Genomic DNA, 25,791 nt, shown 5'->3' with positions numbered 1-25,791 from the left:
CCTGTCCTCTGAACAGGTGATTTCTTAAAACATAGGGATGTTTATCCGTATTGTCAGGATTTCGGGTCGCGATCCGGCATCGGACGGAGCGGAATCTCCGGACGCGGGCGCGAAACGGCGGGCCGAATGCGCGCCGCCCGGTAGACGGCGGCCGTCCGCTGGGCGACGACGCGCCACGTGAACTCCTCGGTCAGGCGTTCGGCGGCGCGGCGGGCGTGTACGGCAGCCACCTGCGGATGGTCGAGAACGTCGCAGACCGCGTCGGCGAGGCCGACCGGATCGAACGGGGCGAAGTTGCGTCCCGTCTCACCGTCGGCGACCGCCTCGCCGAGACCGCCGACCGTCGACGTGACCAGCGGGATGCCGGTGGCCGCGGCCTCCAGAGCGACGATCCCGAACGGCTCGTACCGGCTGGGCAGCACGATCGCGTCGCAGCGGTGCATGAGTGCCACCAGTTCGTGGTGGTCGCGCCGGCCGGCGAAATCGACGACGGACGTCACGTCGTGCGTCCGGGCCAGGTCGCGCAACCAGTCGAGTTGGGTTCCCTCTCCGGCCACGGTCAGCGTGGTGCCCGGGTGTGCGCGGCGGATCACCGGCAGCGCGGCGATCAGGTCCTGGACGCCCTTCTCGTATTCGAGGCGGCCGGCGAACAGCAACTCCGGCGGGCCCGTGCGTTCGACGCGGGGTGCGAACGACCACGCGCCGACGTCGATCCCGTTGTGGATCACCGTGATCGGAGCGAGGTCGGGGCCGAAGAGTTGGGTGACCTCGTCGCACATCGACGTCGAGCAGGTGATCAGCGAGTCGGCATCGCGCGCCAACCACGCCTCGACAGAGTGCACCTGTCGATTGACGTGCCCGGCGACCCATCCGCTGTGCCTGCCGGCTTCGGTCGCGTGCAGGGTGGCCACGAGCGGGACGTCGAAGAACTCGGCGAGCGCGACCGACGGGTGTGCCACCAGCCAGTCGTGAGCGTGGACCACGTCGGGCGTCCAGCCCCGACCGAGCAGTCGCAGTCCTGCGCGCACGAATGCGTGCCCCATCGCGAGGGTCCACGCCATCATGTCGACGCCGAAGTCGAACTCGGGTGGATCCTCGGCGACTGCGATGACCCGCACACCGTTCACGACCGTGTCCGTCGTCGGATGGGTCGACGCGTCGGTTCCCGATGGACGACGGGTCAGGACGGTCACGTCGACGCCCAGGTCGGCGAGTGCTTCGGCGAGATGGTGGACGTGCCTGCCGAGGCCGCCGACGACCACGGGCGGGTACTCCCACGAGACCATCAGGACCTTCACCGGCCGGTCCTGCGCGTGCGTTGCGGTGCTCACCGCTCCTCCAGACGTCGGGCGTCGAGCGCACCGAAGAGATTGTCGGCGTTCCGCCACCCTCGGGCGAGGCGGAGTGCTTGATCGTCACGGCCCGCGTCGGCTGCCGCGCTGATCTCGCGGGTGGCGTGCGCGTGCTTGTAGGCGCGGTCCTCCGCGTATCCGGCGGCAGTGTCCTTGGACACCATGAACGGCCAGTCGGACTGGACGGTCATGAGGGTCTCACGGAGGATCTGGTCGGATACCTCGTCGCGTTCGGTCGGCGCGGTTGACGACGCACGCTTGTCGAGGCTGTCCAGAGCGGTCGCGGTGACCTCGCTGTTCAACTGGACCAGATGCTGCACCTGCGGACCCTCCCAGACACGCCAGTCCTTGCCCGACCCCCACGACGAGTCGCTGAGTTCCACGGGTTCGCCGACGTAGCCGTCACGGCGCGCGGTGTCGAGGGTGCCGACGGTGATCCCGGCTTCGGGGAGCCGCCGCAGGAGGCGTTCGAGCCAGATCGGCCCTTCGTGCCACCAGTGCCCGTACAACTCGGTGTCGAACGCGGCGACGACGAGGGCCGGGCGTCCGATGCGGTCGGACTCGGAGATGAGACGGTCGCGGACGGCGTCGATGAAGTCGTCGACGTGCTTGTCGATCGCGGCGTCCACTCGCGCCGGGTCGTACGTCTTCTTCGCTTCGGCCGGCACCGTCTTCCCGGTGACGCGCACCGATTTGAAGCCGGTCTCGTGGTCGTAGGTGTGAAAGTCGCGGTAGTCGGCGTGGCCGGGATAACCGGACTTGGGCGACCACACCCGGTAGCTGACCGTCAGGTCGCGGCCGAAGGCGACGACGCCGCTGTCGCCGACCGGACGTCCGAGTGCGGTGTCGCCGTGCAGGGTCGGCCCGTCGACCATGAAGTGGCGGACGCCTGCCGCCGCGTACTCGGTCTCCATGCCGGGCGCGTAGGCGCATTCGGGCGCCCAGATGCCGGACGGTGTCGAACCCCAGCGCAGGCGGGCGTCGGCGAGGCCTTCGCGCAGCGACAGACGCCGCAGTCGGGGATCGAGGAGTGGCGCGAACGGGTGGGCGAGGGGGCCGCCGAGCAATTCGATGACGCCCGACGAGACGAGCGGCCGGATCTGCGGGCTCCCGCCGTGCCGCCACTGCGTCTCGAAGTCGGCGAGCGCCGCCGCCGCGGCACGGAACTCTCGTGTTCCGGTGTCGGCGCGGTCGGGATCACGCGAGGTCGCGGCCTCCATTGCCCGCAGCTGCCAGTCGGCGAGCCATTCGTGCATCGACGCCGCGGCGTACGGGTCGTCGAGCTGTGCGGCGAGCACCGGGGTGACGCCGAGTGAGAGCTGATCGGTGAACCCGTCCTCCGCGAGGCGACGCAGGACGCCGAACACCGGGAGGTAACTGTCGGCCCACGACTGGTAGAGCCACTCTTCGCCGACCGGCCACCGTCCGTGGTTCGGCAACCACGGAAGGTGTGAGTGGAGGACGAGGGTGAACTGGCCGGGAACGCGGTCGGTCATCGTGACGTCACCACTCAGTAGCGGGCGGCGACAGCGAACAGATCGAGACTGGCGTCGATGTCGGCGTCGGTGGAACGGAGGATGTCGAAGTCGGCGATCGTGATGCCCGCTACGTCGTCGACGAGCTCGTCCGGCCAGGGCTCGCCCGCGAGCGCACGGTCGATCTGCGCGTCGATGATCGATCCGCCCCACTTGGCGTCGAGTTCTTTCAACCGCTCGCCGTGGTGGACACCGAGCATCGCGACGATGTCGAAACCGTCGTCGGACAGCAGTTCGGTGAGCTCGCTCGCCGACAGTTCGCGGGTGTGGAACGGGTTGAGCGGGGTGTCGCGGCCGGGGGAGAAGGTGATCCGGTTCGGGGTGCTCATGAACAGCTCGCCGCCGCCGCGCAGCACGCGGTGGCATTCACGAACGAACTCGCTCTGATCCCAGAGGTGCTCGATGACCTGGAAGTTCACGATCGTGTCGACCGTGTTGTCGTCTACCGGGAGATCGATCAGATTTCCCTGGTGCACAACGAGTTCCGGATATGTGCGACGAGTGTGGGCGACGGCCTGCTCGTCATAGTCCACACAGGTCACCGAACGGGCGGATTGCGCGATCATCGACGCGCCGTAGCCCTCGCCCGATCCTGCTTCGAGGACGTCGCGGCCCGCGCAGCGTCGCAGAATGTAGTCGTAGGCCACCTCGTGGCGCCGGAACCAATAGTTCTCGGCGGGGATTCCCGGGACGGTTCGTTCGCCAGTCAGGGCGAGCTGATCGGCGGCCTGCGGTTCACTCATCTGCACGAGGGTAGTGGAACGGGTTCTCGTCGCCCGCATCGCGCCGCTTGTGAGGACGGCGGCGGCATGAAGATCACGTGAAGCCGAGTCGGTGAGACCCATATGAGGGACGCCACGTTCTCTAGCCTGGTGCGCAGCCGCTACAGTGAAATATGACCCAGGGCCTTACCGGCCGGTAAGTTGCCGAACCCGATGCAGGAGGTCGACGCAGACCCATGACGAATATTGTCGTTCTGATCAAGCAGGTTCCCGACACCTGGTCCGAGCGAAAGCTCGCCGATGGCGACTTCACGCTGGACCGCGAAGCTGCCGACGCCGTTCTCGATGAGATCAACGAGCGCGCCGTCGAGGAAGCACTGCAGATCAAGGAGCGGGGCGAAGGCGAGGTGACCGTCCTCTCTGTCGGTCCCGACCGCGCCACCGACGCGATCCGCAAGGCGTTGTCGATGGGCGCCGACAAAGCCATCCACATCAAGGACGACCTGCTGCACGGCTCTGACGCCGTCCAGACCGCCTACGTGATCGCCAGCGCGCTCGGCACCGTCGAGGGCGTCGAGATGGTCATCGCGGGCAACGAGGCGACCGACGGTCGCGTCGGCGCGGTCCCGGCGATGATCGCCGAGTACCTCGAACTCCCGCACCTGACGCACCTGCGCAAGCTGGAGCTCGAGGGCGAGACCTTGCGTGGCGAGCGCGAGACCGACGAGGGCATCTTCCAGGTCGAGGCTCAGCTGCCCGCGATCGTCTCGGTCAACGAGAAGATCAACGAGCCGCGTTTCCCGTCCTTCAAGGGCATCATGGCAGCGAAGAAGAAGGAAGTCGCTGTCCTGTCGCTCGCCGACATCGGCGTCGAGGCCGACACCGTCGGCCTCGCGAACGCGGGCAGCACCGTCACCGGTGTCACCCCGAAGGCCGCGAAGACCGCTGGTGAGCGTGTCACTGACGAGGGCGACGGCGGCGACAAGGTCGCGGAGTACCTGGTCGGCCAGAAGATCATCTGATCCCCGCTCCCAGATCCAGCGACTACCAAAGACATTCAGGAGAAAATCATGGCTGAAGTACTCGTGCTCGTCGAGCAGGATACCGACGGTGGACTGAAGAAGGTCACCAGCGAGCTCATCACCGCCGCCCGCGCTCTGGGCACCCCGTCGGCAGTCGTCGTCGGCAAGCCGGGCGTGAGCGAAGGCGTCACCGGCGCTCTCGCCGAGGCAGGCGCCGAGAAGATCTACGTCGCGGAGTCCGACGACGCCGCAAACTTCCTCGTCTCGCCGAAGGTCGACGTTCTGTCGTCGCTCGCCGAGTCGGCCGGTGCAGGCGCCGTTCTCGTCGCCGCGACCGCCGAGGGCAAGGAAGTCTCGGGCCGACTCGCCGTGCGTCTCGGCTCCGGCCTGCTGACCGACGTCATCGAGGTCCGTGAGGGCGGCGCAGGGCTGCACTCGATCTTCGGTGGCGCGTTCACCGTCGAGGCGACCGCAGGCGGCGACACCCCCGTCATCTCGGTCCGTCCGGGTGGCGTCGAGGCCGAGCCGGCCGCAGGTGCGGGCGAGGTCGTCACCGTCGAGGTTCCGGCGCAGGCCGAGAACGCCGTCAAGATCACCGGCTTCGAGCCGAACGTCGGCGGCGACCGACCGGAGCTGACTGAGGCGTCGATCGTCGTCTCGGGTGGCCGCGGTGTCGGTTCGGCCGAGAAGTTCAGCGTCATCGAGGACCTCGCCGACTCGCTCGGTGCGGCCGTCGGCGCATCGCGTGCGGCTGTCGACTCCGGTTACTACCCGGGCCAGTTCCAGGTCGGTCAAACCGGTAAGACCGTCTCGCCCCAGCTGTACATCGCCCTGGGTATCTCGGGCGCCATCCAGCACCGCGCAGGCATGCAGACCTCGAAGACGATCGTCGCCATCAACAAGGACGAAGAGGCTCCGATCTTCGAGATCAGCGACTTCGGCATCGTCGGCGACCTGTTCAACGTCGCCCCGCAGCTGACCGAAGCGGTCAAGAAGCGCAAGTGATCATGCACTGATCGACTCGTAGAGGCCCGGCCGGAGATTCTCCGGCCGGGCTTCTTCGTCTCTGGATACCCCGGTCTCGTCACTTCCCGGTCTGTTCACTTCGCGTGTGTGGACACGTCACGCGGTCGTGTCCGGCTGGTTCGGTCCGTCTCGTTGACTGCAGGCATGACAGTGATGAGTTCGGCAAGGCGCACAGTGCTTCTGTCCGGTGGCGACTACGAAGTGTCGATCACCCTGGACTCCTACGATGTCGACGCGGCACAACGGCTGCGCTTCGACGTGTTCAACAATGAGCCCGGCTACTCCGACTCGATCGGCGACGCGGCGTCCGGGCGCGACGCCGACCGCTTCGACGAGTACTGCGAACACCTCCTGGTCCGCCACCTTCCGACCGACACGCTCGTCGGCTGTGCTCGGGTCCTGCCGCCGCCGCGCGCCATCGCGGCGGGTGGCTGGTACTCGGCAGGCGAATTCGACCTCGCCCAGCTCGACCCGATCCGCGGGGAGACCGTCGAGATGGGTCGCGCCGTCGTCGATCCGGGGCACCGCAGCGGATCGGTCACGGCCATGCTGTGGGCGGCCCTTCTCGGATACCTGGAGGACGGCGGCTACCGGTACATGATGGGGTGTGTCTCAGTGCCGCTCGACTCGCCGATCGGCCGCGGACGTGAACTGCGCGGAATCCGGGACCTGGCACGCGAGGAGTACCGCGCCGACTGGGAAGCGTTCCCGTATCTGCGGGTCGAGGTCGACGGCAAGAGTCTCGACGAGTTGGACCCGCCGGACAAACCGCGGCTGCCCGCACTCCTGCGCGGATACATCCGTCTCGGCTCGCGCGTGTGCGGCGAGCCGGCGTTCGACGAGGTGTTCGACGTCGGTGACTTCCTCACCGTCCTGGACCGGACCAGAGGCGAAGCCCGGTACGTCGACAGACTGCGCGGTGCGATGGCCCGCCTCAAGAGCGCGGACTGACGGCGATGAACCAGTGGGTGCCGACCAGTCCCTGCGACACCGGTTGTGTGCCGGCGACGCCGCGCGTCTCACGGCTGCGGGTGTGGATCCGCGTGAGCGCGTTCATCGTGTTCACGATGATCGCGTTGATTCTCGGGCTCTCGACGCTGCTGCTGCCTCGGCGATCTCGGCACGGCTACTGGCGCGTGAGTTCGCGACTGGTGCTCGCGTCGATGGGCGTCCGGCTGAGGGTCGACGACCAGCGTCCCGCGGAGTCGAGGAGGCTTCGCGGAGCCCTGATCGTCGCCAATCACATCTCGTTCCTCGACATCGTGGCGATGGCCGCGGTCGCGCCCGCCCGGTTCGTCGCCAAACGTGAAGTCCTGCAGATGGCGGGGTTCGGATACGTCGCCAGACTGTTCGGCGTGCTGCCGCATGTGCGCGGTGACCTCGGCGGGCTGGCTCCGGGAGTGGCTCGGGCGGCGGGCGTCCTCGACCGGGGGCGCACCGTCGCCGTCTTCCCGGAAGGGACCACGTGGTGCGGCGGTGCATCGGGTCGCTTCCGCCCGGCCTTCTTCCAAGCGGCCGTCGACGCGGGGGTCCCGGTGGTGCCGATGCGGCTGACCTACACCGAGGTCGGTCGACCCGCAGCGCTCGTCGGCTTCATCGGCGAGGACTCCGTCGGGGCGACCTTCAGCCGGATCGTGGCCGCCCGGAAACTCGCGGTGACGGTCACCGTCTTCGATCTACTCCTTCCTGTTCCCGATCGCCGTCTGCTCGCCGAGGTGTGTGAGGAACAGATCATCGGGATCGATCCGATGCGTCAGTCCGACGTCACGCTGGTCGACCGTTCGGACTCGGCCCCGTCGAGCGTATGAGGTCGGCGGCCCGATCCGGCCGCCGACGGACGGCTGCCAGGCCGGTCGAGCGGTGATTTTCCAGTAGTCATCACCGCGGCTATCCTGGATCGCGTCATGCCAACACCCCGCCCGTCCGTTTACCTCGACAACGCCGCGTCGACCCTGTTGGGTCCTGCGGCGATCGAGGCGATGGCGCAGGCGTGGGCACATGCAGGCAATGCGTCGTCACTGCACGGAGCCGGTCGTCGAGCGCGTCGCGTGCTCGAGGAGGCGCGCGAGTCGATCGCGCAGGATCTCGGTGCGCGTCCGTCCGAAGTGATCTTCACCGCCGGCGGCACGGAATCGGACAACCTCGCGGTCAAGGGCATCTATTCGGCACGGCGCGCTGCGGATGAGCGCAGGCGGAAGATCGTCGTGTCCGCGGTGGAGCATCACGCGGTCCTCGACCCAGCCGAGTGGCTGGTCGACGACGCCGACGCCGAACTCGTGGTGCTTCCGGTGGACGAACTGGGAGCGGTGCGCGTCGACGTGCTGCGTGAACTGCTCGTCGCCGACGCCGACTCGGTCGCCGTGATCTCGGTGATGTGGGCCAACAACGAGGTCGGCACCGTGCAGCCGATCGACGACGTCGCGCGCCTCGGCGCCGAGTACGGGGTCCCCGTGCATTCGGACGCGATCGCCGCCGTCGGCCATGTGCCGGTCGACTTCGCGGCGAGCGGACTGGCGGCGATGAGTGTCGCCGCACATAAGTTCGGCGGACCGCAGGGCGCGGGTGTTCTCGTGCTCAAGCGCGACGTCGCGTGCACTCCACTGCTGCACGGTGGCGGCCACGAGCGCGACATCCGTTCGGGCACTCAGGACGTGCCGTCGGCAGCCGGGATGGCTGCGGCCCTGCGTCGGGCCGTCGCCGATCGTGACTCGGACGCGGTGCGCCTCACTCGACTGCGGGACCGGTTGGTCCACGTACTCACCTCGGTGGGCGGAGTTCGGATCAACGGGGCCTTGAGCGCCGGGGACGACGCAGCGCTGCCGGGACTGGTGCATGTCTCTTTCGAGGGCTGCGAAGGCGATTCGCTCCTCATGCTGCTCGACGCCAAGGGCGTCGAGTGTTCGACCGGCTCGGCGTGTACCGCGGGCGTGGCGGCGGCCAGCCATGTACTGCTGGCGATGGGCCTGGACAAGGCGACGGCGCGTGGATCACTGCGCTTCTCCTTGGCGCCCGAGAACGACGACGACGATGTGGACGCGGTGGCGCAGGTGATCACCGAGGTCATCGACCGTGCACGGGCGGCAGGCATGCTGTCGGCCCCGGGCGCGCGATCTGGAGGGGGACGATAATGCGGGTTCTTGCTGCGATGAGCGGTGGCGTCGACTCTGCGGTCGCCGCTGCACGCGCGGTGGAGGCAGGCCACGACGTGGTCGGTGTGCACCTTGCGCTGTCGACGGCCCCGGGCGCGCTGCGGACGGGCTCGCGCGGGTGCTGCTCGCGCGAGGACGCCGACGACGCACGTCGCGCCGCCGACGTTCTGGGCATCCCGTTCTACGTGTGGGACTTCGCCGACCGATTCAAAGAGGACGTCATCGACGAGTTCGTCGCATCGTATGCGGCGGGCGAGACCCCGAACCCGTGCCTCTCGTGCAACGAGAAGATCAAGTTCTCGGCGCTCGCCGAACGCGCTGAGGCTCTCGGATTCGACGCACTCGCGACCGGCCACTACGCGCGGCTGGTGAACGGTGAACTGCGGCGCGCGGTCGACGAGGACAAAGACCAGTCGTACGTCCTGGCAGTCCTCGACCACCAGCAGCTGTCGCGGGCGATGTTCCCGATCGGCGACACCCCGAAGCCGCAGATCCGGGACGAGGCCGAGCGTCGTGGCCTCGCCGTCGCGAACAAGCCGGACTCGCACGACATCTGCTTCATCCCGTCCGGCGACACCCGTGCGTTCCTCGGTGCACGAATCGGTGTGCGGCCCGGAGCGGTGGTCGATTCGTCGACCGGCGAGAAGCTCGCCGACCACGAAGGCGTCCACGGTTTCACGATCGGTCAGCGCAAGGGCCTCGGCGTCGAGGCTCCGGCGTCCGACGGCGCACCGCGCTATGTGACGGGGATCGACCCGGAGTCCGGGACGGTCACCGTCGGACCGGCCACCGATTTGGACGTGTCGGCCATGACTGCGACCAAGGTGATCTGGACCAGCGGCGTCACCCCGGACGGGCCGATTGAGTGCACGGTGCAGGTGCGTGCGCACGGCGGACTGGCTCCGGCGGTCGCGACACCGATCGAGGTGGACGACCGACCGGCGATGCGGATCGACCTCCGCCAACCGTTGCGCGGCGTCGCCCGCGGACAGGCCGCAGTCCTGTATGCGGCCGACGACACGAACGGCGACTTGGTGCTGGGCTGCGGACGGATCGCAGACACCGTCGAGTCGGCCGGGTGAGTCTCCGCGCCGAGGGCATGCCCTCCGGTCTGGGGACCGGGCTGGGCCCCATGCCTGGCACCGACCCGACCGAGGCCGTCCGGATCGTGTCCGGCGAGACGGACTTCGCGTTCCTTCCGGAGTTGCCGAGTCGCGGAGTAGGCGCGGATCCCGTCGGGCGGGCAGGCGCCGTACTGATCGACATGCCGTTCGAGATGGTGCACGACGTGTACCGGCTGACGTCGCACCCCGGTTCGGCGATGCGCCGCGCCAACGACTTCCTGGCCTGGGATCTCGACGCCGTGGAGGAGCACTGGGAGACCGAAGGGCTGATCGGTACCGGCCGCCTGCTGAAAGTGCAGGTGTGCGGCCCGTTCAGCTATGCGGCCCAGGTCGAGTTGCGCAGCGGGCACAAGATGATTCGCGATCACGGGGCTGTTCGAGACGTCGTCGCGTCGATGTCGGACGGGCTGTCTGAGCACGTCAGCGACGTGGAGCGCCGCCTCGGCGCGCGGGTCGTCGTTCAAGTGGACGAGCCAGACCTCGACGCTGTCGTGAACGGGACTGTGCCGCCGCTGACCCGGCTCGACACGATCCGGCCGGTGCCTGCATCGCTCGTGGCACAGCGACTCGAGGAGATGGCGTCGAGGATCGGTCGCCCAATGATCCTCAGCGCAGGCCCCCGCCCCAATTCTCAGGTGCGCCCGCTCTTGAGTTCGTACGCGGTGACAGTCGACCTCGCCCGTCCGCTGTCGGATGCCGACAGGGACTCGATGGGGGAGTACCTCGACGGCGGCGGCATCATGCTGGCCGGCGTCGTCCCGTCGTCCCGACCGCGGGTGCTTCCGACCGCCGAGGAGACAGCTCAGCGGATGGCCGTGGTCATCGACGAGATCGGGTTGGATCGAACTGTGTTGCGCGACAACATCATCGTCACCCCGAGTTCCGGTCTGGCCGATGCGCCCCCGGAGTGGGCCGCGTCAGCACTGCGCCTCGCTGCCGAGTCGGCCGAGCTCCTGGCTCAAGACCCGGACGCCCTGTAGACCTGCCGCTGGTCGAGCCTCTTCTCCCCCCCCGGCCGGGGGGGCGCCCCCCGCGGCCGGGGGGCGGGGGGGGGGGGGGGGGGGGCCCCCCCCCCCCCCCCCCGGCAGGGAAAACGCTCGACCGGCAGGGAAAACGCTCGACCGGCAGGGAAAACGCTCGACCGGCAGGGAAAACGCTCGATCGGCAGGGGGACGCTCGATCAGCAGGGAAAGCGCTCAAGTCGCGCTGCTTGTAGTTGGTTGAGCGAGCGAAGCGAGTCGAAGCCCGTGGCGCAAGTCGGCGACCGCGCGGTCAGCCGTCCAACACTGCGATCGCACGTTTGGGGGCGATTTGGCGGAACGACGCGTCCAGCAGTTCGGTGACTTCAGCCCAGTCACGGTCGTCGGCGAGATCGATGCCGAGCCAGCCGTAGGCGCCCACATAAGCGGGCACGAAGAACCTGCCGTCTTGGACGAGGGCTTCGCGTTCACCGGGGTCCGGGATGAACAGGAGAGCGTTGTCCAGGCGGACCCGGGTCTCGCCCTTCCGCGCTCCGCCGTACATCGCGAACATCTTGCCGCACCGGAACGTCGGCCGACCGTGCGCGACCTTCTCCGTCGCCTCGGGGAGCGCGAGAGCTCGGCTGCGGACCTGCACGAGGATCGGATCGGCGTCGTCGAACATGATTGGGTGCCCCATTCCGCCAGGGTAACCGGTGTCGTAGGCCTGCGTTAACCTGAACGCGTGACTGATCCGCAGACGCGAGACACAGATTCCGACGACGCCGCACGGCAATGGGCCGAGCTCGCCGAGGAGGTACGCGGTCACCAGTTCCGTTACTACGTGCAAGATTCGCCGGTCATCACCGACGGCGAGTTCGACGAACTGTTTCAGCGTCTGCTGGCGCTGGAAGCCGAGCATCCGGCGCTCGCAGTCGCCGACTCGCCGACCAAACTCGTCGGCGGGGGATTCTCGACCGACTTCACGTCGGTCGATCACCTCGAGCGGATGATGTCACTCGACAACGTCTTCGACTCCGACGAGATGCGCACCTGGGTGTCGCGTACCGAGTCCGAAGCCGAACAGGGCATCGAGTTCCTCTGCGAGCTGAAGATCGACGGCGTCGCACTGTCACTCGTCTATGAGAACGGCGTCCTCGTGCGCGGTGTGACGCGGGGCGACGGTCGGACCGGCGAGGACGTCACCCTCAACGCTCGGACCATCGTCGGCGTTCCGCACGAGCTCAGCCCGACCCCGGACTATCCGGTTCCCGACCTGCTCGAAGTCCGCGGCGAGGTCTACTTCCGCCTCGAAGACTTCGCGACGCTCAACGCGTCGCTCGTCGCAGACGGCAAGGCTCCGTTCGCCAACCCGCGCAATTCGGCGGCCGGTTCGCTCCGCCAGAAGAACCCGCAGGTCACTGCCAAACGCAATCTTCGGATGATCTGTCACGGCATAGGTCGGATCGACGGCTGGCGGCCCGACTCCCTGCACGATGCCTACCTGGCGCTCGCCGACTGGGGGCTGCCCGTCTCGAAGCACACGCGGAAGGCGGTAGGCGCCGACGACGTGCTCGCCGCCGTCACGTACTGGGGCGAGAACCGGCACTCACCCGACCTCGACCACGAGATCGACGGACTGGTCGTCAAAGTCGACGATGTCACGCTGCAACGCCGTCTCGGTGCGACGTCGCGCGCTCCCCGCTGGGCGATCGCGTACAAGTACCCGCCCGAAGAAGTCACGACCAAACTGCTCGACATCATGGTCGGCGTGGGACGCACCGGTCGCGTCACCCCGTGGGCGCAGATGGAGCCGGTGACGGTCGCCGGATCCACGGTGTCCCGTGCGACCCTCCACAACCCCTTCGAGGTGGAGCGCAAGGGTGTCCTGATCGGTGACACGATCACGATCCGCAAGGCCGGCGACGTCATCCCCGAGGTCCTCGGCCCCGTCGCCGACCTCCGAGACGGCAGTGAACGGGCATTCGTCATGCCGGTGAACTGTCCCGAATGCGGGACCGAGTTGGCTCCGGCGAGGGAGGGCGACAAGGACATCCGGTGCCCCAACCAGCGGACGTGCCCCGGACAACTCCGGGAACGCCTGTTCTACCTCGCCGGTCGCGGAGCGTTCGACATCGAAGCGCTCGGTTACGAAGGGGCACAAGCGCTTCTGTCCAGCGGTGTCCTCACCGACGAGGGTGATCTGTTCTCGTTGTCCGAGGACGATCTCCGCAAGACGGGTCTGTACACGACCAAGGGCGGAGCGCTCTCCGCCAACGGCAGGCGATTCCTGGAGAACCTCGACAAGGCCAAGGAGGTTCCGCTGTGGCGTGTCCTCGTCGCATTGTCGATCCGACACTGCGGCCCGACGCCGTCGCGTGCTCTCGCCACCGAGTTCGGTTCGCTCGAGCGGATAGCGAATGCGTCCGTCGAAGAACTCGCTAACGTCGACGGACTCGGTCCGACACGCGCGCAGAGCGTCCACGACTGGTTCACCGTCGACTGGCATCGCGACATCGTCGCCAAATGGCGTGCCGCAGGAGTCTCGATGGCCGACGAGCGCGACGAGTCGATCGAGCGCACCCTGGAAGGCAAGACGCTGGTCGTGACCGGATCGCTCGTCGACTTCAGCCGCGACGGCGCGAAGGAGGCCATCATCTCCCGCGGCGGCAAGGCCTCGGGCTCGGTGTCGAAGAAGACGGACTACGTCGTCGTCGGCGACTCGCCCGGCAGCAAGGCCGCCAAGGCCGAGCAGTTGGGCGTGATGATCCTCGAAGAGGACGCGTTCAAAGTCCTGCTCGAGACCGGCCGTGCGCCGGGGGAGAGCTCGGACAGCGAGGATCAGCCAGAAGAGGATTAGTCAGGCGGACAGGACTGACCTCTCAGGTCTACGGGATGACAGTCGAGATGATTCCGGTGAGGTAGCCGAGCCGCGCGACCTCGGACGGCCGGAACTCGGGGCCACCGGTACGGCCGAGCAGCAATGCTTTGGCGCCGTCGCCGAGCGGGGCCGCGGCCAGCGTCGTGTCCATGTCGCGCCAGACGTCGGGAACCCAGTCGTTGTCGGAGGCGAATCCCTGGGCGGACTCCAGCGGCAACCAGTCGGCGCGCTCCAAGGGCGTCTCGGGCGCACCCGAACTCGCGAACAACCTCAACACATCGGTGCCGGGCTTGGCGACGACCATCGCCCACGAGGCGCGAAGCACTCGGGGCGAGTGATCGACGAGGACCTGCAGCCGGTCGGAGCCCGCCGCGGCGACCACGTCGATCAATTCGAGTTCCAGGTGTGTGTCGAGCACATCAGAGAACGGGCGCAGCGACTCGACGCGCACATCGTGCACGTTCTGCGCCGCGGTGATCAAGGTGTCGGGCAGCGACGTCGACGGGAGTTCGACGACGATGTCGTCGATCGCGTAGCCGTCGCCGCGCTCGATCACTTCCAGGGACCTGATGTCTGCGCCGACCGCGCCCAACTCGACCGCGAGCATGCCGAGGCTGCCGGGTCGGTCGGAGAGGCGGAGGCGGAGTAAGTACGACACCGCCGTCTACTGCTGAGGAGCGGGCTGAGGGATCGGCTGGTTCGGCACCGGCGGTCCGCCCGCCACCGCGCTGACGCCGACCGCAGTCCCATACGCGCAGACCTCGACACCGCCGCCGCCCGCGTACTCGGTGGTCTCGAAACGGAACGCGAGGACAGCGTTCGCCCCGCGTCCCTGAGCCTCGGTCGCCAACCGGCTCAACGCTTCCTGACGGCACTCGTGCAGCAACTGCGTGATGCCGCGCAACTCGCCACCGGCCAAGGACTTCAGACCCGCACCGATGTTCGACCCGATATGGCGCGACCGCACCGTGAGGCCGAAGCACTCGCCGAACACGTGCTCGATCCGGTAACCGGGAAGTTCGTTGGTGGTGACGATGATCATGTCCATCACGCTACTTCGCACGCGCCGTCGAGGCCACCGAGAAAGCACGCCGATCGCCATCGCACCGACCGGCTCGGCAATGAAACCGGCCGAGTCGGGGGATCAAGCGGAGGCGACTGCGGCATCGGCGCGCGTCTCGCATACCCTTGAGGCAGTCCATCCCGCAGGCGAGAAAGGGTCATTCGCGATGCCCACCGAATCGGAGTCCGCAACGTCACCGGCGATCAGCCGTGACGAGGTCGCACACCTTGCCCGGCTGTCGCGCCTCGCGCTGACCGATGACGAACTCGACCAGTACGCGGGTCAACTCGACTCCATCCTGACCCACGTCGCCCAGGTCGCCGAAGTGGCAGCCGACGACGTCCCGCCGACCGCTCACCCGGCCGACCTGCAGAACGTTCTGCGCCCGGACTCCGTCGTGCCCGGCCTCACGCCGGATCAGGCGCTGTCGGGGGCGCCTGCCGTCGAACAAGACCGTTTCGCCGTACCGCAGATCCTCGGGGAGGAATAAGTGACCGAGACCAGTACCCGCGCCGCGGGCGAGATCACCGGGCTGTCGGCTGCCGATCTGGCCGCCAAGATCGCGTCCCGTGAATTGTCGTCCGTCGAGGTGACGCAAGCGCATCTGGACCGGATCGCCGAGATCGACGACCGACTCGGTGCGTTCCTGCACGTCGGAGCAACCGAGGCTCTCGACGCCGCCCGCGCAGCCGACGAGACGATCGCTGCAGGCCAGGCACCGAGTGCTCTCACCGGCGTCCCGATCGCGTTGAAAGACGTCTTCACGACGACCGACGCTCCGACGACGTGCGGCTCCAAGATCCTCGAAGGCTGGGTGTCGCCGTACGACGCGACGCTCACGCGACGTCTGCGCGAGGCGGGCATCCCGATCCTCGGCAAGACCAACATGGACGAGTTCGCGATGGGCAGTTCGACCGAGAACTCCGCCTACCAGGTGACCCGCAACCCGTGGGACGTCGAGCGCATCCCGGGCGGTTCGGGCGGCGGCAGCGCGGCAGCGCTCGCCTCCCACCAGGCTCCGCTGGCGATCGGCACCGACACCGGCGGCTCGATCCGCCAGCCCGCCGCCGTCACCGCGACGGTCGGCGTGAAGCCCACGTACGGCACCGTGTCGCGGTACGGACTCGTCGCGTGCGCATCGTCGTTGGACCAGGGCGGTCCGTGTGGTCGTACGGTGCTCGACACGGCCCTCCTGCACGAGGTGATCGCCGGGCACGACCCGCGCGACTCGACGTCGATCGACGCACCGATCCCGGACGTCGTCGGGGCGGCACGCGAGGGTGCGAACAAGGATCTGACCGGTGTCCGCATCGGCGTCGTCAAGCAGTTGCAGGGCGACGGCTACCAGGCCGGTGTGCTCGAATCGTTCCAGAAGGCCTGCGAGACACTCACTTCGCTCGGCGCGACGATCGTCGAGGTCGACTGCCCGAGCTTCTCGTACGCGCTCGGCGCCTACTACCTGATCCTGCCGTCCGAGGTGTCCAGCAACCTCGCACGGTTCGACGCGATGCGGTACGGCTTGCGCGTCGGTGACGACGGCACGCACAGTGCAGACGAGGTCATGGCACTCACCCGCGCTGCCGGGTTCGGGCCAGAGGTCAAGCGCCGCATCATGATCGGCACGTACGCACTCAGCTCCGGCTACTACGACGCCTACTACGGTCAAGCGCAGAAGGTCCGAACGCTGATCGCCCAGGACTTCGCGAAGGCGTACCAGGACGTCGACGTCCTGATCTCGCCGACGACGCCGACCACCGCGTTCAAGCTCGGTGAGAAGGTCGACGATCCGCTGGCCATGTACCTGTTCGACCTGTGCACGCTGCCGGTGAACCTCGCCGGAACCGCAGCCATGTCGGTGCCGTCGGGCACCGCGAGCGACGGGGGATCGGTCCTGCCGGTCGGTCTGCAGATCATGGCTCCGGCTCTCGCCGACGACCGCCTGTACCGGGTCGGCGCGGCCTACGAGGCCGCTCGCGGCCCGATCGCCTGACAGCCTGACGGCATCTCGGCGACCGATAGGCCCTGTTCGACGCCGTAGTGGTGTCCGCTGCCGACCGGGCCGTCCAAGGAGACGGCCAGGTCGAGCGCGGTCCCGATGAACGACGCCACAGGCGTCCACGGCGCTCGCACCGACGGTCTCGCTCCGACGGTCTGGGTGCCGTCCGCGTGGTGCGGCGGTCGCCACAGCAGCGACGTCTGGAAGTCGGCGACGGGGTCGGTGGCGTTCGCGATGCTGACTCGGGGTGCACAGTCGGGCAGTGATTCGACGCTTCCGGCAGGAGCCCCGGACAGGACGGTTCCGGCGACGTCGACGCCGTTGCGTACCGCCCACGCCCGAGCGGTATCGGCTCCGATCGCGCCGAGGCTCTGCCCGTAGAGGTACACCGGGGGCGGAGTGGGTGTGGACGCCGACCGTCCGTCGAGTGCCCGAAGAATGGCGATGGCGCTCTGGCCTGCGCTTTCGGGGGATCGGACATAGGCCTGCCAGGACGGAACGTCGGAGTACTGCATCGCGAGAAAGCGGATCGATCCGTCGAAGCGTCGGGCGAATCCGTCGAGTGCTGTGGAGTCGATCCATCCGGACCCGGTCGGAACCGCGATCACGACGGCGTCCTGGTCGAGTCCGTCCGAGGCGACCCACTCGTCGACGAGCTCGTGAGCACGCGTGTCGAGTGTCTTCGGACTGAGAAGCGAGTACGAGAGCTTCGGATCATCGGGGACGTTCGGGGCGGCGTTCGCCTGGGCCGTCGGCCCCACCATGAACGCAGCGGTGAAGGCGGCGACCAGGGCGCCGACCGTCCACCACCGCGCGGGCACGAAGACCACCGCGCAGGCGACGAGTAGTGGGACGCCGCCGATTGTGGCGGCCCACCCGATCCCCGGAGGCGACGCGGCGACGTCTGCCGACGTCTGGGTCTGCCACCACAGGGCGCCGATGAGGAGTCCGCAGGCGGCGACGGCTGTTCCGGTGAGGAACTCCCGGCTCGCACGACGGCCCGGTGCGAGGGCCGCGACGAGCCTGCCGATTCCCATGCCGACCAGTGCGAGCACGGTGCCGACGACGGCGAGGAGCAGTGCTGGTCGTGGCAGTTGGCCCGGTGACAGGGTCACCGCCCATCCGAGAACGCCGCCGACGACGACCGCGGGATGAACGTGGCGGCTCACGGCTTGGTTCCGACCGACTCGACCACGCGCAACGTCGCGGTCGAAAGAAGGTCGGAGGTCGACTCACGTTCCGGCGCTCGCCACTGCTGGCGCCATGAGTTGACAGTGAGACCACCGTCGGCGACGGTGGCAGCGGCTTCGCACAGGGGATCTGTGCATGAATCGTGCATGGCGTCGACGAGCATCGCGTCGAGCGCGCGGCGTGCCCAGGGCGACGCCGGATGGCCGGTCTTAGTACCGAATCGGAGCAGGTCGTAGCCGAAATCGTGGGCGCGGCATGCAGGCTCGAAGCTCGTAGGCAGCGAGACCGGTGACGAGCACGACCCCGCCGGGTTGACCGGTCGAGAGTCCTGCAGCACCGGTCGGTATCCCATCGCCGACTCGAATCCGGCAGGCAGGTGGGTGAGCGCGTCCTCGGGGGAGGTGCCGACGAGATCGGCGATATCGCGATCGACGTCGTTCGCGATCGGGCCGACCCGCGGAGGTGATGCGGCGACGACTGATGCGACGCCTGCGCCACCGAGGACGAGGAGGGCCAGGAAGGCGATGGCCAGGCCGACGCCGAGACGTCGGACGGCACGGCGAAGTAGGGTGGTCGAAGCGGTTTTCGTGGTCATGGACTTACCGTCGCAACCGGCGACACCCATCGGGATCGCCCGCAGAAACGATTACCGCCCCCTACCTCTCGGTGGTCTGTGACGATGCCGTCACCCGTCAGTACCGGAACGATCTCCATCCTGTGGGGGAGGCGTCCACGCCGTCGTCCACCCTACCGTCGACAACGTGAAGAGACCGTCCCTCAAACCCTTGGCCCGCGTGCGGCGCATCTCCTTCGATGCGTTCTCCTTCGACGCGGTGCCCGACCCGGCGCTCCGTCGCTACCTCGGCAGCGGGTGGAACTGGCTCGCCCTGGTCGGCGCGGTGACCATGGTCGCCGTCACCTGGCCGAATCTGGCGATGAGCCACCCGATGCCCGCCTACCTCCTGCCGTTCTTCGCGGTGGCCGCGTCCGTACCGATCGCGTTGATCTTCGCCGGGCCGGCGGCAGTTCGCGCCGGGTGGGCGACGGTGGTGATCACGGGATCGGTTGCGAGCTTCGTCCCGCATCCGGGGATCGACTTCCCGATGCCGATCCCCATGTTCCTCGTGCTGTTCGCGATGACGGTCGCAGCGTTGATCACGCAACCGTTGTCGAGACTGCCGCTCGTCGCGGCGATCACTGCGGGCGCCCTCGTGATCGGCGTCGTTCCGGGAGCGAGACTCGGCTGGATCTTCGCGCTCGTGCTGGCGACGATCGGAGTGGCGTTCGTCCGCTACCGCCTGTCGTCGCAGAGGCAGATCGAAGAGCAGGCCATCGAGACCGAGACTGCGCAGGCCAGGGAAGCGGTCCTCGCCGAACGGACGCGGATCGCGCGGGAACTGCACGACGTGGTCGCGCACCGAATGTCGATGGTCGTCGTCATGTCCCAGACCGCGAAATACCGGTTGGCCGCAGGCGACGAACCGGAGACAGTCGGGGCGGCCACCGAAGCGGAGTTCACCGCGATCGCCGACGCCGCCCGGCAGTCGCTCGACGAGGTGCGAGCACTCCTCGGCGTCCTCCGGCCCGCCGATGCGCCGTCGACCCGACCGGTGCAGGGCATCGCCGATCTGCCCGAGCTCATCGGCCAGGTCCGCGCAGCCGGAGTCGGCGTCGAATACGCCGACCGTGTCGCGGACTGGGGCGAACCGGGCGCGGCCGGAACCGCCGTCTACCGGATCGTTCAAGAGTCGCTCACCAACGCCGCCCGACACGCGCCCGGATCGAGCGTCGTCGTGCGGATGGTGGACGCGGGTGACGAGGCCGTCGTGTCGATCGTCAACGGTCCGCCTGCGGACCCCGGCCACGTGCGGCAGCCCGGGGGCGGTCACGGCCTCGTCGGGATGACCGAACGCGCGTCCGCAGTCGGCGGAACGGTGACGGCGCAGCCGACGGCGACCGGTGGGTTCGCGGTCACCGCGACCGTCCCGCTGCGACGCCGCTAGGGTTGCACGGGTGAGTGTGACCGTGGTGATCGCCGACGACCAGGCGATGGTGCGTGCCGGTTTCGCTGCGCTGCTCGATGCGGCCGACGGGGTGTCGGTGCTCGGCGACGCCGAGGACGGGATCGCCGCCGTCGAGGTCTGCAAACGACTGCAACCCGATGTCGTCCTGATGGACGTCCGGATGCCGCGCCGCGACGGGTTGTGGGCTGCACAGCAGATCATTTCGAGCGGCTCGTCGACCCGCGTCCTCATGCTGACTACCTTCGACATCGACGACTATGTGTACTCGGCGCTGCGGATCGGCGCGTCCGGCTTCATGCTCAAGGACGCGCCCGCCGACGAACTGGTCCGCGCGGTCCGCGTCGTCGCAGCCGGCGACGCGCTCCTCGCTCCGTCGGTGACGAAGCGGTTGATCGCCGACGTCACGTCCAGGACGGTCAAGACTGCGTCGCCGGCGGTCAACGTATTGACGCCGCGCGAGCGCGAGGTGCTCGAGACGGTCGCCGACGGCAAGTCGAACGCGGAGATCGCGGCCGCACTGTTCGTGTCCGAGCAGACCGTCAAGACACACGTCAGCAATGTGCTCGCCAAGCTCGGTCTGCGGGATCGCGCGCAGGCTGTCGTCTTCGCGTACGAGAACGGACTCAAATAGCGTCTGGGCGCACCTGAACCGGAATCTCGTGCTGTCATGGAGTCGGATGTTTCGGTGAGGGCGAGAACGACAGTGAGGGCGATATGGCGCGTTTCGGGATTCTGACCTCAGGCGGCGACTGCCCGGGCCTCAACGCGGTGATCCGCGGGACCGTCCTGCAGGGCGAGATGGTGCACGGGCAGGAGTTCGTCGGTTACCGAGGCGGCTACCGCGGTCTCGTCTACGGCGACGTGATGCCCCTCGAACGCAGTGTGGTCCGCGGGATCTCGCAGCAGGGCGGCACGATTCTCGGCACCAGCCGGTTCGGACCGTACACCGAACCGGACGGCACCCCGGAGAACATCCTGGCGCACATGAAGCGGCTGGAGATCGACGGAGTGATCGCGATCGGCGGCGACGGGACGATGGCCGCCGCAAACCGGCTTCTGGAAGACGGGGTCCCGATCGTCGGCGTGCCCAAGACCATCGACAACGATCTCGTCGCCACGGATTACACGTTCGGTTTCAACACGGCTGTCGAGATCGCGACCGAGGCCGTCGACCGACTCCGCACCACCGGCAACTCGCACCAACGCTGCATGGTGTTGGAGGTGATGGGCCGACACGCTGGCTGGATCGCGATGTATGCCGGGACGGCGGGCGGCGCCCACGCCATTCTGATTCCCGAGCACCCGGAGAGCCTCGAACAGGTCTGCGAGTGGGTGGAGAGTGTCCGCGACCGCGGTCGGTCGCCGATGGTGGTGGTCGCCGAGGGGTTCACGCTGCCGGAGATGGACGAGGCGTACTCAGACAAGGGACTCGACGGGTTCAATCGTCCGCGACTGGGCGGGATCGCCGAGATCCTCGCACCGCTCATCGAGGAGAAGACCGGGATCGAGACTAGAGCGACGGTCCTCGGTCACATTCAGCGCGGCGGCGTCCCCTCCGCCTGGGACCGGGTGCTCGGCACCAGGTTCGGGCAGGCCGTCAGCGATCTCGTCGCCGACGAGGCCTGGGGCCAGATGGTCGCGCTGCAGGGGATGGACATCGTCCGCGTCCCCTTCGCCGACGCCGTCGGCCACACCAAGAACGTCCCCCTCGACCACTACCGAGGCGCACGAGCCATCTTCGGCTAACCCCCGGCCCTCCCCGTTGGTCGAGCGGAGTCCACGTTGGTCGAGCGGAGTCGAGACCCCCGCTCAGGCGGCCTCGCTGATCTTGGCTGCCTGCGCGTTAGCGATCTCGAGCACCTGAGACTTGGTCTCGGGAGTCACCTTCCCGGAGTCGTTCAGGCTCGTGACGGTCACGAGGAACACCACGCCGTCGACTTCGGCCGCTACGCCGTACTGCGTGGTCGTGAGCGTGACGTCCATGGCTTGGCCCGTCGTGGTCGCCGTGAACTCGACAGCGTCCGATGCGCCCTTCACCTGCGGGTCGTCGCCGATTTCGACGGAGCCCTTCGACGTGACGTTGTCCCCGCTGTACTCGACGGTCGGACATTTCTGGTTCGCGTCGCGGAGGTCGGCGACGGACGGGCCGTTCTTGACGACTGCCTCGCCGAGCAACAACTGCTGGTTCTCAGTGCTGCCTGCGGTCAGTGCCGCGTCGCCTTTACCGGTGAGCGTGTCGACGACGGTCGCCTTGTCGGCGCACTCCGGCGGATCGACGACGGCGCCGTCCGGCAGCGTCATGTTCCCGAAGACCTGGTCGACCGAGGCTTTGGGAAGGATCGTGAATTCGCTGCCGCGCGGAAACTCGTCGGCGGTGAGCAGAAGTTCCTGCGCCGATGCTGCGGGGGCGGCCTGCTCAGAGGTGCTCGCAGAGTCGGCTCCGGACGTCGCATCGCCGTCGTCGGCCGAACCGCAGGAGGCGATGGCGAAAGCGATTCCGGTCGCGGCGAGAATCGCCACCAAGTGTCGGGTACGCATCAATGCTCCAGTCGATAGTTCCGATTCCGGACAGACTGTAACCGGCGGACCATGTCTACTCAATCGCTCCCGGTCATTTCAGCGCGTCGGGTCATTCGGACGGTTCAGTCACTCGGGATGACGGCCCACAGGATCGCGTAGAGGAGAACCTGGGGGCCGGGCAGCAGGATGGATGCCACGAACGCGATCCGCACCCAGCTCGCTTCGACGCCGAAGTACTCGGCGAGTCCGCCTGCGACGCCTGCGATCTGTCGGTCGGTGCGGGAGCGGTGGAGCCTGCGGGGCGCGGCGGTGGGCGGATCGGCGGTGAACGGTTGCTGGTCGCTCATGAGAGCTCCTCTTCTTGGTTGGATCGTCGACGCGGTCGCCTCGACGACGTGCCTTCGACGCTACGAGCGAGACGCCGATCGGGGCATCGGTGCGATCCCCGAGATCGACCCCCAGATACGATGGAGCGCATGAGTGCGGCAATCGACGAACTGATGGACTTCGACGACGTCATCGAGGCTTTCGACCCGGTCATGGGCATGGAGGTCCACGTCGAGCTCGGCACCGCGACCAAGATGTTCTGCGGGTGCCCGACGACGTTCGGTGGCGACCCGAACGCGCAGGTCTGCCCGTCGTGCCTCGCGTTGCCGGGCGCTCTGCCTGTCGCGAACGCGGCGGCCATCGAGTCGGCGGTCCGCATCGGGCTGGCGTTGAACTGCTCGATCCGCGAGTCGAGCGTGTTCGCGCGGAAGAACTACTTCTACCCGGACCAGCCGAAGAACTACCAGATCAGCCAGTACGACGAGCCGATCGCGTATGACGGCTACCTCGACGTCGTCCTGACCGACGGAACTACGTGGCGCGTGGAGATCGAGCGTGCGCACATGGAGGAGGACACCGGTAAGTCGTTGCACATCGGCGGCAGCACTGGCCGTATCCAGGGGGCCAGCCATTCGCTGCTCGACTACAACCGTGCGGGTGTCCCTCTTGTGGAGATCGTGACCCGCCCGATCGAGGGTGCAGGCGAGCGGGCTCCCGAGGTCGCGCGCGCTTATGTGACTGCGCTCCGTGACCTGCTCAAGTCGTTGAACGTCTCGGATGTTCGGATGGACCAGGGCTCGATGCGCTGCGATGCGAATCTCTCGCTCATGCGCAAGGACGCGACCGAGTTCGGCACCCGCACCGAGACGAAGAACGTGAACTCGTTGCGCAGCGTCGAGACCGCAGTCCGCTTCGAGATGCAGCGGCAGGCCGCAATCCTCACCGCAGGCGGCGAGATCATCCAGGAGACCCGCCACTTCCAGGAGGCGGACGGCACCACGGCCGCCGGTCGCCGCAAGGAGACGGCCGACGACTACCGGTACTTCCCGGAGCCGGATCTGCCGCCGGTGATCGCCGACCCGGCGTGGGTCGAGTCGATCCGCGAGACGCTGCCCGAACTTCCGTGGATCTTGCGCGCCCGCATCCAGGAGGAGTGGGGCGTGTCCGACGAAGTGATGCGCGACCTCGTGAACGTCGGAGCCGTCGACCTGATCATCGAGACCGCCGAAGCCGGCGTGTCCGCGGCCGCCGCCCGTAGTTGGTGGGTGTCGTTCTTGGCCCAGCAGGCCAACACTCGGGGCGTCGAGCTGACCGAACTGGCGATCACGCCGAAGCAGGTCGCCGAGGTCATCGGTCTCATCGACGAGGGCAAGCTCACCAACAAGCTCGCCCAGCAGGTCGTCAACGCTGTGCTCGACGGCGAAGGCGAGCCCGCTCAGATCGTGGCCGATCGCGGTCTGGAAGTGGTGCGCGACGACTCGGCGCTGCAGAAGGCAGTCGACGACGCTCTCGCCGCGAACCCGGACATCGCCGACAAGATCCGCGGCGGCAAGGTGCAGGCCGCAGGCAAGATCGTCGGCGACGTCATGAAGGCCACGCGCGGTCAGGCCGACCCGGCGCGCGTCAAGGAACTCGTCCTCGCCGCCTGCGGCGCCGAGTGACAGCGGGCCTGTGCGACGTGAAGTCTGTGTGACCTGACGACACTGCCCGAATCACCCCGGCGCCCCGAATGATCGGGGACCCGGGGTGATTCGTTTCGGTCAGGTCCGGTCCTCGGCCCCGCCGCCTTGCGGAGTGTGGATGGCGACGCGGTCGTCGTACGACTTCGTCGACACGCCGGGAACGGTCTTGTTGAGAGTGGCCAACTGGAACGCGGATCCGAGTGTCGTCATCCGGCCGACCGCGCCGTAGCTCTTCGAGAGGTCTTCCTCTGACGGTTCCCCGAGAACCGGGCTCGCGCTGTTCGGCTTGGTGAACACGTCGATGCGCTTCTTGGCGGCGACCGACACGCTGATCGTGTCCGTGCCGGTGGCGCATCCGGTCAGTCCGGGCCGATCGGCCCACGTCCACAACGTCTTGAGCGAGTTCTGGCTGACGATCGACAACCGGTCGCCTGCCTGCCCGCTGTCGGCGACGTAGAGTGCGCTGCCGTCCGGGTCGGGGCACAGCGCGACATTCGAGCCGAGCCCGGTGGCGAGGATCTTCGGCTGGGAGTCCTGGCTGTTCGGGTCGATCTCGAAGATCTTCCCCGCCAGCGATGAACGGTTCTGCGCCGCGCCGGGATCGCCCGCGTCACCGGTGGCCACAGTGAGAGCGTTCGGTCCGGTGAAGGTGATCGACCCCATGTTTCCGGTCGCCCCCTTCGGGATGCCGGTCAACACGGGTTTGACCGACCCGGTCGGCGCGATGCGGACGATGCGGTTGTCGGACGGCGTCGTGATCAGCGCGAAGATCATCTGATCCTCCATCCACGTCGGCGACAACTCGAAGTCGATGAGCCCGCCGTCGCCGGAACCGTCGACGGGGACCGTCGCGATCGTGCGCTGCGGACCGTAACGCTTGGACAGGATGATCTTGCCGGTGGTGCGTTCGGCGACGTACGTCGTCTGTCCCTGCTCGTCGGCGGGGCGGACACCGGCGGTCTGACCAAGGCAGGTCGCGATGACGGCCGGGTTCGGATCCACACACGGACCCTCAGGCGGGTCGGCGGGTTCGTCGGGCTGCTCGGGCGACGGAGGCGACTGTTGTCCGGTCTGGGGCGGCACCTCGCTGAACGTGCCCTGATCGGCGGTGTGCTGTTGGTCTGCGAAACTCGCGCACCCGGCCGAAGCGGTGACGGTGGCGAGGAGGACGGCCGCCGTGACGGCTCGCCGCGAGAGATTGGAAAGCAGCGGCATCAC

General features: G+C 67.9%; 26 protein-coding genes. 14 read left to right on the top strand and 12 right to left on the bottom strand.

What is annotated here, in order from left to right:
* Positions 1-53: 53 nt before the first annotated feature.
* The 3 genes from L5G32_RS14120 to L5G32_RS14110 are packed head-to-tail and all read right to left on the bottom strand — an operon-like array spanning position 54 to position 3,630.
* Positions 54-1,298 carry a glycosyltransferase family 4 protein gene (locus L5G32_RS14120; protein ID WP_237011846.1) on the bottom strand — a complete coding sequence of 415 codons (1,245 nt, stop codon included), beginning with the start codon at positions 1,296-1,298 and terminating at the stop codon, positions 54-56.
* A gap of 29 nt (positions 1,299-1,327) precedes the next feature.
* On the bottom strand, positions 1,328-2,848 hold the full coding sequence (locus L5G32_RS14115) for a 1,4-alpha-glucan branching protein domain-containing protein (RefSeq protein WP_237011701.1): 1,521 nt from the start codon (positions 2,846-2,848) through the stop codon (positions 1,328-1,330).
* Positions 2,849-2,862: 14 nt separating this feature from the next.
* Positions 2,863-3,630 (bottom strand): class I SAM-dependent methyltransferase, encoded by a 768-nt coding sequence (locus tag L5G32_RS14110; protein WP_237011700.1) that lies wholly within the window; start codon positions 3,628-3,630, stop codon positions 2,863-2,865.
* A 215-nt stretch (positions 3,631-3,845) separates the two neighbouring features.
* On the opposite strand from L5G32_RS14110, the gene L5G32_RS14105 reads away from it, so the two are divergent.
* From L5G32_RS14105 to L5G32_RS14095, 3 genes are all read left to right on the top strand, one after another.
* Positions 3,846-4,631, top strand: coding sequence for an electron transfer flavoprotein subunit beta/FixA family protein (locus L5G32_RS14105; RefSeq protein ID WP_237011699.1), 786 nt, complete (start codon positions 3,846-3,848; stop codon positions 4,629-4,631).
* Between the two features lie 48 nt (positions 4,632-4,679).
* A complete protein-coding gene (locus L5G32_RS14100; RefSeq protein WP_237011698.1) occupies positions 4,680-5,636 on the top strand; it encodes an electron transfer flavoprotein subunit alpha/FixB family protein in 957 nt (318 codons plus the stop codon).
* Positions 5,637-5,801: 165 nt separating this feature from the next.
* Positions 5,802-6,608: a GNAT family N-acetyltransferase gene (locus L5G32_RS14095; RefSeq protein ID WP_237011697.1), complete on the top strand. Its 807-nt coding sequence runs from the start codon at positions 5,802-5,804 to the stop codon at positions 6,606-6,608.
* Here L5G32_RS14095 and L5G32_RS19265 read toward each other — a convergent pair.
* Positions 6,592-6,714, bottom strand: a complete 123-nt coding sequence (locus L5G32_RS19265; protein WP_265739025.1) for a hypothetical protein — start codon at positions 6,712-6,714, stop codon at positions 6,592-6,594. The genes L5G32_RS14095 and L5G32_RS19265 overlap by 17 nt on opposite strands.
* On the opposite strand from L5G32_RS19265, the gene L5G32_RS14090 reads away from it, so the two are divergent.
* The 4 genes from L5G32_RS14090 to L5G32_RS14075 all read left to right on the top strand — a co-directional run bounded on the left by L5G32_RS14090 (position 6,701) and on the right by L5G32_RS14075 (position 10,910).
* Entirely contained in the window at positions 6,701-7,465 is a 765-nt protein-coding gene (locus tag L5G32_RS14090) for a lysophospholipid acyltransferase family protein (RefSeq protein ID WP_237011696.1), read from the top strand. The two genes, L5G32_RS19265 and L5G32_RS14090, sit on opposite strands and share 14 nt — an antisense overlap.
* 96 nt (positions 7,466-7,561) lie before the next feature.
* Entirely contained in the window at positions 7,562-8,785 is a 1,224-nt protein-coding gene (locus L5G32_RS14085) for a cysteine desulfurase family protein (protein WP_237011695.1), read from the top strand.
* Positions 8,785-9,888: a tRNA 2-thiouridine(34) synthase MnmA gene (mnmA, locus tag L5G32_RS14080; RefSeq protein ID WP_237011694.1), complete on the top strand. Its 1,104-nt coding sequence runs from the start codon at positions 8,785-8,787 to the stop codon at positions 9,886-9,888. The genes L5G32_RS14085 and mnmA overlap by 1 nt, the downstream gene beginning before the upstream one ends.
* Complete coding sequence (locus L5G32_RS14075) at positions 9,885-10,910, top strand: uroporphyrinogen decarboxylase/cobalamine-independent methonine synthase family protein (protein ID WP_237011693.1); 1,026 nt, start codon at positions 9,885-9,887, stop codon at positions 10,908-10,910. Before mnmA ends, L5G32_RS14075 begins: the two co-directional genes overlap by 4 nt.
* Positions 10,911-11,202: 292 nt before the next feature.
* On the opposite strand, the gene L5G32_RS14070 is transcribed toward L5G32_RS14075, so the two are convergent.
* Positions 11,203-11,589 carry an MmcQ/YjbR family DNA-binding protein gene (locus L5G32_RS14070; protein WP_237011692.1) on the bottom strand — a complete coding sequence of 129 codons (387 nt, stop codon included), beginning with the start codon at positions 11,587-11,589 and terminating at the stop codon, positions 11,203-11,205.
* Between the two features lie 45 nt (positions 11,590-11,634).
* On the opposite strand from L5G32_RS14070, the gene ligA reads away from it, so the two are divergent.
* Positions 11,635-13,749, top strand: a complete 2,115-nt coding sequence (ligA, locus tag L5G32_RS14065) for an NAD-dependent DNA ligase LigA (RefSeq protein WP_237011691.1) — start codon at positions 11,635-11,637, stop codon at positions 13,747-13,749.
* Positions 13,750-13,777: 28 nt separating this feature from the next.
* Here the strand turns inward: ligA and L5G32_RS14060 are convergent, their stop codons facing one another.
* Together L5G32_RS14060 and L5G32_RS14055 are read right to left on the bottom strand one after the other, a co-directional pair.
* Entirely contained in the window at positions 13,778-14,428 is a 651-nt protein-coding gene (locus L5G32_RS14060) for an ACT domain-containing protein (RefSeq protein WP_237011690.1), read from the bottom strand.
* Between the two features lie 6 nt (positions 14,429-14,434).
* The gene (locus L5G32_RS14055) at positions 14,435-14,812 is read right to left on the bottom strand and encodes a YbjQ family protein (protein ID WP_237011689.1); all 378 of its coding nucleotides are present in this window, start codon (positions 14,810-14,812) and stop codon (positions 14,435-14,437) included.
* A 187-nt stretch (positions 14,813-14,999) separates the two neighbouring features.
* Between L5G32_RS14055 and gatC the strand changes: the two genes are divergently transcribed.
* Positions 15,000-15,323, top strand: a complete 324-nt coding sequence (gene gatC / locus L5G32_RS14050; protein ID WP_237011688.1) for an Asp-tRNA(Asn)/Glu-tRNA(Gln) amidotransferase subunit GatC — start codon at positions 15,000-15,002, stop codon at positions 15,321-15,323.
* Positions 15,324-16,823 carry an Asp-tRNA(Asn)/Glu-tRNA(Gln) amidotransferase subunit GatA gene (gene gatA, locus L5G32_RS14045; RefSeq protein WP_237011687.1) on the top strand — a complete coding sequence of 500 codons (1,500 nt, stop codon included), beginning with the start codon at positions 15,324-15,326 and terminating at the stop codon, positions 16,821-16,823. It abuts the gene before it with no gap.
* Here the strand turns inward: gatA and L5G32_RS14040 are convergent.
* A complete protein-coding gene (locus L5G32_RS14040; protein WP_237011686.1) occupies positions 16,793-17,998 on the bottom strand; it encodes an alpha/beta-hydrolase family protein in 1,206 nt (401 codons plus the stop codon). The genes gatA and L5G32_RS14040 overlap by 31 nt on opposite strands.
* The gene (locus L5G32_RS14035; protein WP_237011685.1) at positions 17,995-18,615 is read right to left on the bottom strand and encodes a hypothetical protein; all 621 of its coding nucleotides are present in this window, start codon (positions 18,613-18,615) and stop codon (positions 17,995-17,997) included. The genes L5G32_RS14040 and L5G32_RS14035 overlap by 4 nt, the downstream gene beginning before the upstream one ends.
* Positions 18,616-18,781: 166 nt before the next feature.
* On the opposite strand from L5G32_RS14035, the gene L5G32_RS14030 reads away from it, so the two are divergent.
* The 3 genes from L5G32_RS14030 (at position 18,782) to L5G32_RS14020 (ending at position 21,790) form a co-directional block, all read left to right on the top strand.
* Positions 18,782-20,023, top strand: coding sequence for a sensor histidine kinase (locus L5G32_RS14030; RefSeq protein WP_237011684.1), 1,242 nt, complete (start codon positions 18,782-18,784; stop codon positions 20,021-20,023).
* A 10-nt stretch (positions 20,024-20,033) separates the two neighbouring features.
* Positions 20,034-20,675: a response regulator gene (locus L5G32_RS14025; protein ID WP_237011683.1), complete on the top strand. Its 642-nt coding sequence runs from the start codon at positions 20,034-20,036 to the stop codon at positions 20,673-20,675.
* An 83-nt stretch (positions 20,676-20,758) separates the two neighbouring features.
* A complete protein-coding gene (locus L5G32_RS14020; protein ID WP_237011682.1) occupies positions 20,759-21,790 on the top strand; it encodes a 6-phosphofructokinase in 1,032 nt (343 codons plus the stop codon).
* Between the two features lie 63 nt (positions 21,791-21,853).
* Here the strand turns inward: L5G32_RS14020 and L5G32_RS14015 are convergent, their stop codons facing one another.
* Positions 21,854-22,582, bottom strand: a complete 729-nt coding sequence (locus tag L5G32_RS14015) for a DUF5642 family protein (protein WP_237011681.1) — start codon at positions 22,580-22,582, stop codon at positions 21,854-21,856.
* Between the two features lie 104 nt (positions 22,583-22,686).
* Complete coding sequence (locus tag L5G32_RS14010) at positions 22,687-22,911, bottom strand: PspC domain-containing protein (RefSeq protein WP_237011680.1); 225 nt, start codon at positions 22,909-22,911, stop codon at positions 22,687-22,689.
* Positions 22,912-23,040: 129 nt separating this feature from the next.
* Here L5G32_RS14010 and gatB point away from each other — a divergent pair, with 129 nt between their 5' ends.
* Positions 23,041-24,552 carry an Asp-tRNA(Asn)/Glu-tRNA(Gln) amidotransferase subunit GatB gene (gatB, locus tag L5G32_RS14005; RefSeq protein WP_237011679.1) on the top strand — a complete coding sequence of 504 codons (1,512 nt, stop codon included), beginning with the start codon at positions 23,041-23,043 and terminating at the stop codon, positions 24,550-24,552.
* A 99-nt stretch (positions 24,553-24,651) separates the two neighbouring features.
* Here gatB and L5G32_RS14000 read toward each other — a convergent pair whose 3' ends face one another.
* On the bottom strand, positions 24,652-25,788 hold the full coding sequence (locus L5G32_RS14000) for a PQQ-dependent sugar dehydrogenase (protein ID WP_237011678.1): 1,137 nt from the start codon (positions 25,786-25,788) through the stop codon (positions 24,652-24,654).
* Positions 25,789-25,791: the final 3 nt, after the last annotated feature.

Source organism: Gordonia zhenghanii (assembly GCF_021738965.1).
In the GTDB taxonomy this organism is placed as follows: domain Bacteria; phylum Actinomycetota; class Actinomycetes; order Mycobacteriales; family Mycobacteriaceae; genus Gordonia; species Gordonia zhenghanii.
Note: the sequence above shows the minus strand (reverse complement) of the source record. Positions and strands in the feature narration are given on the sequence as shown.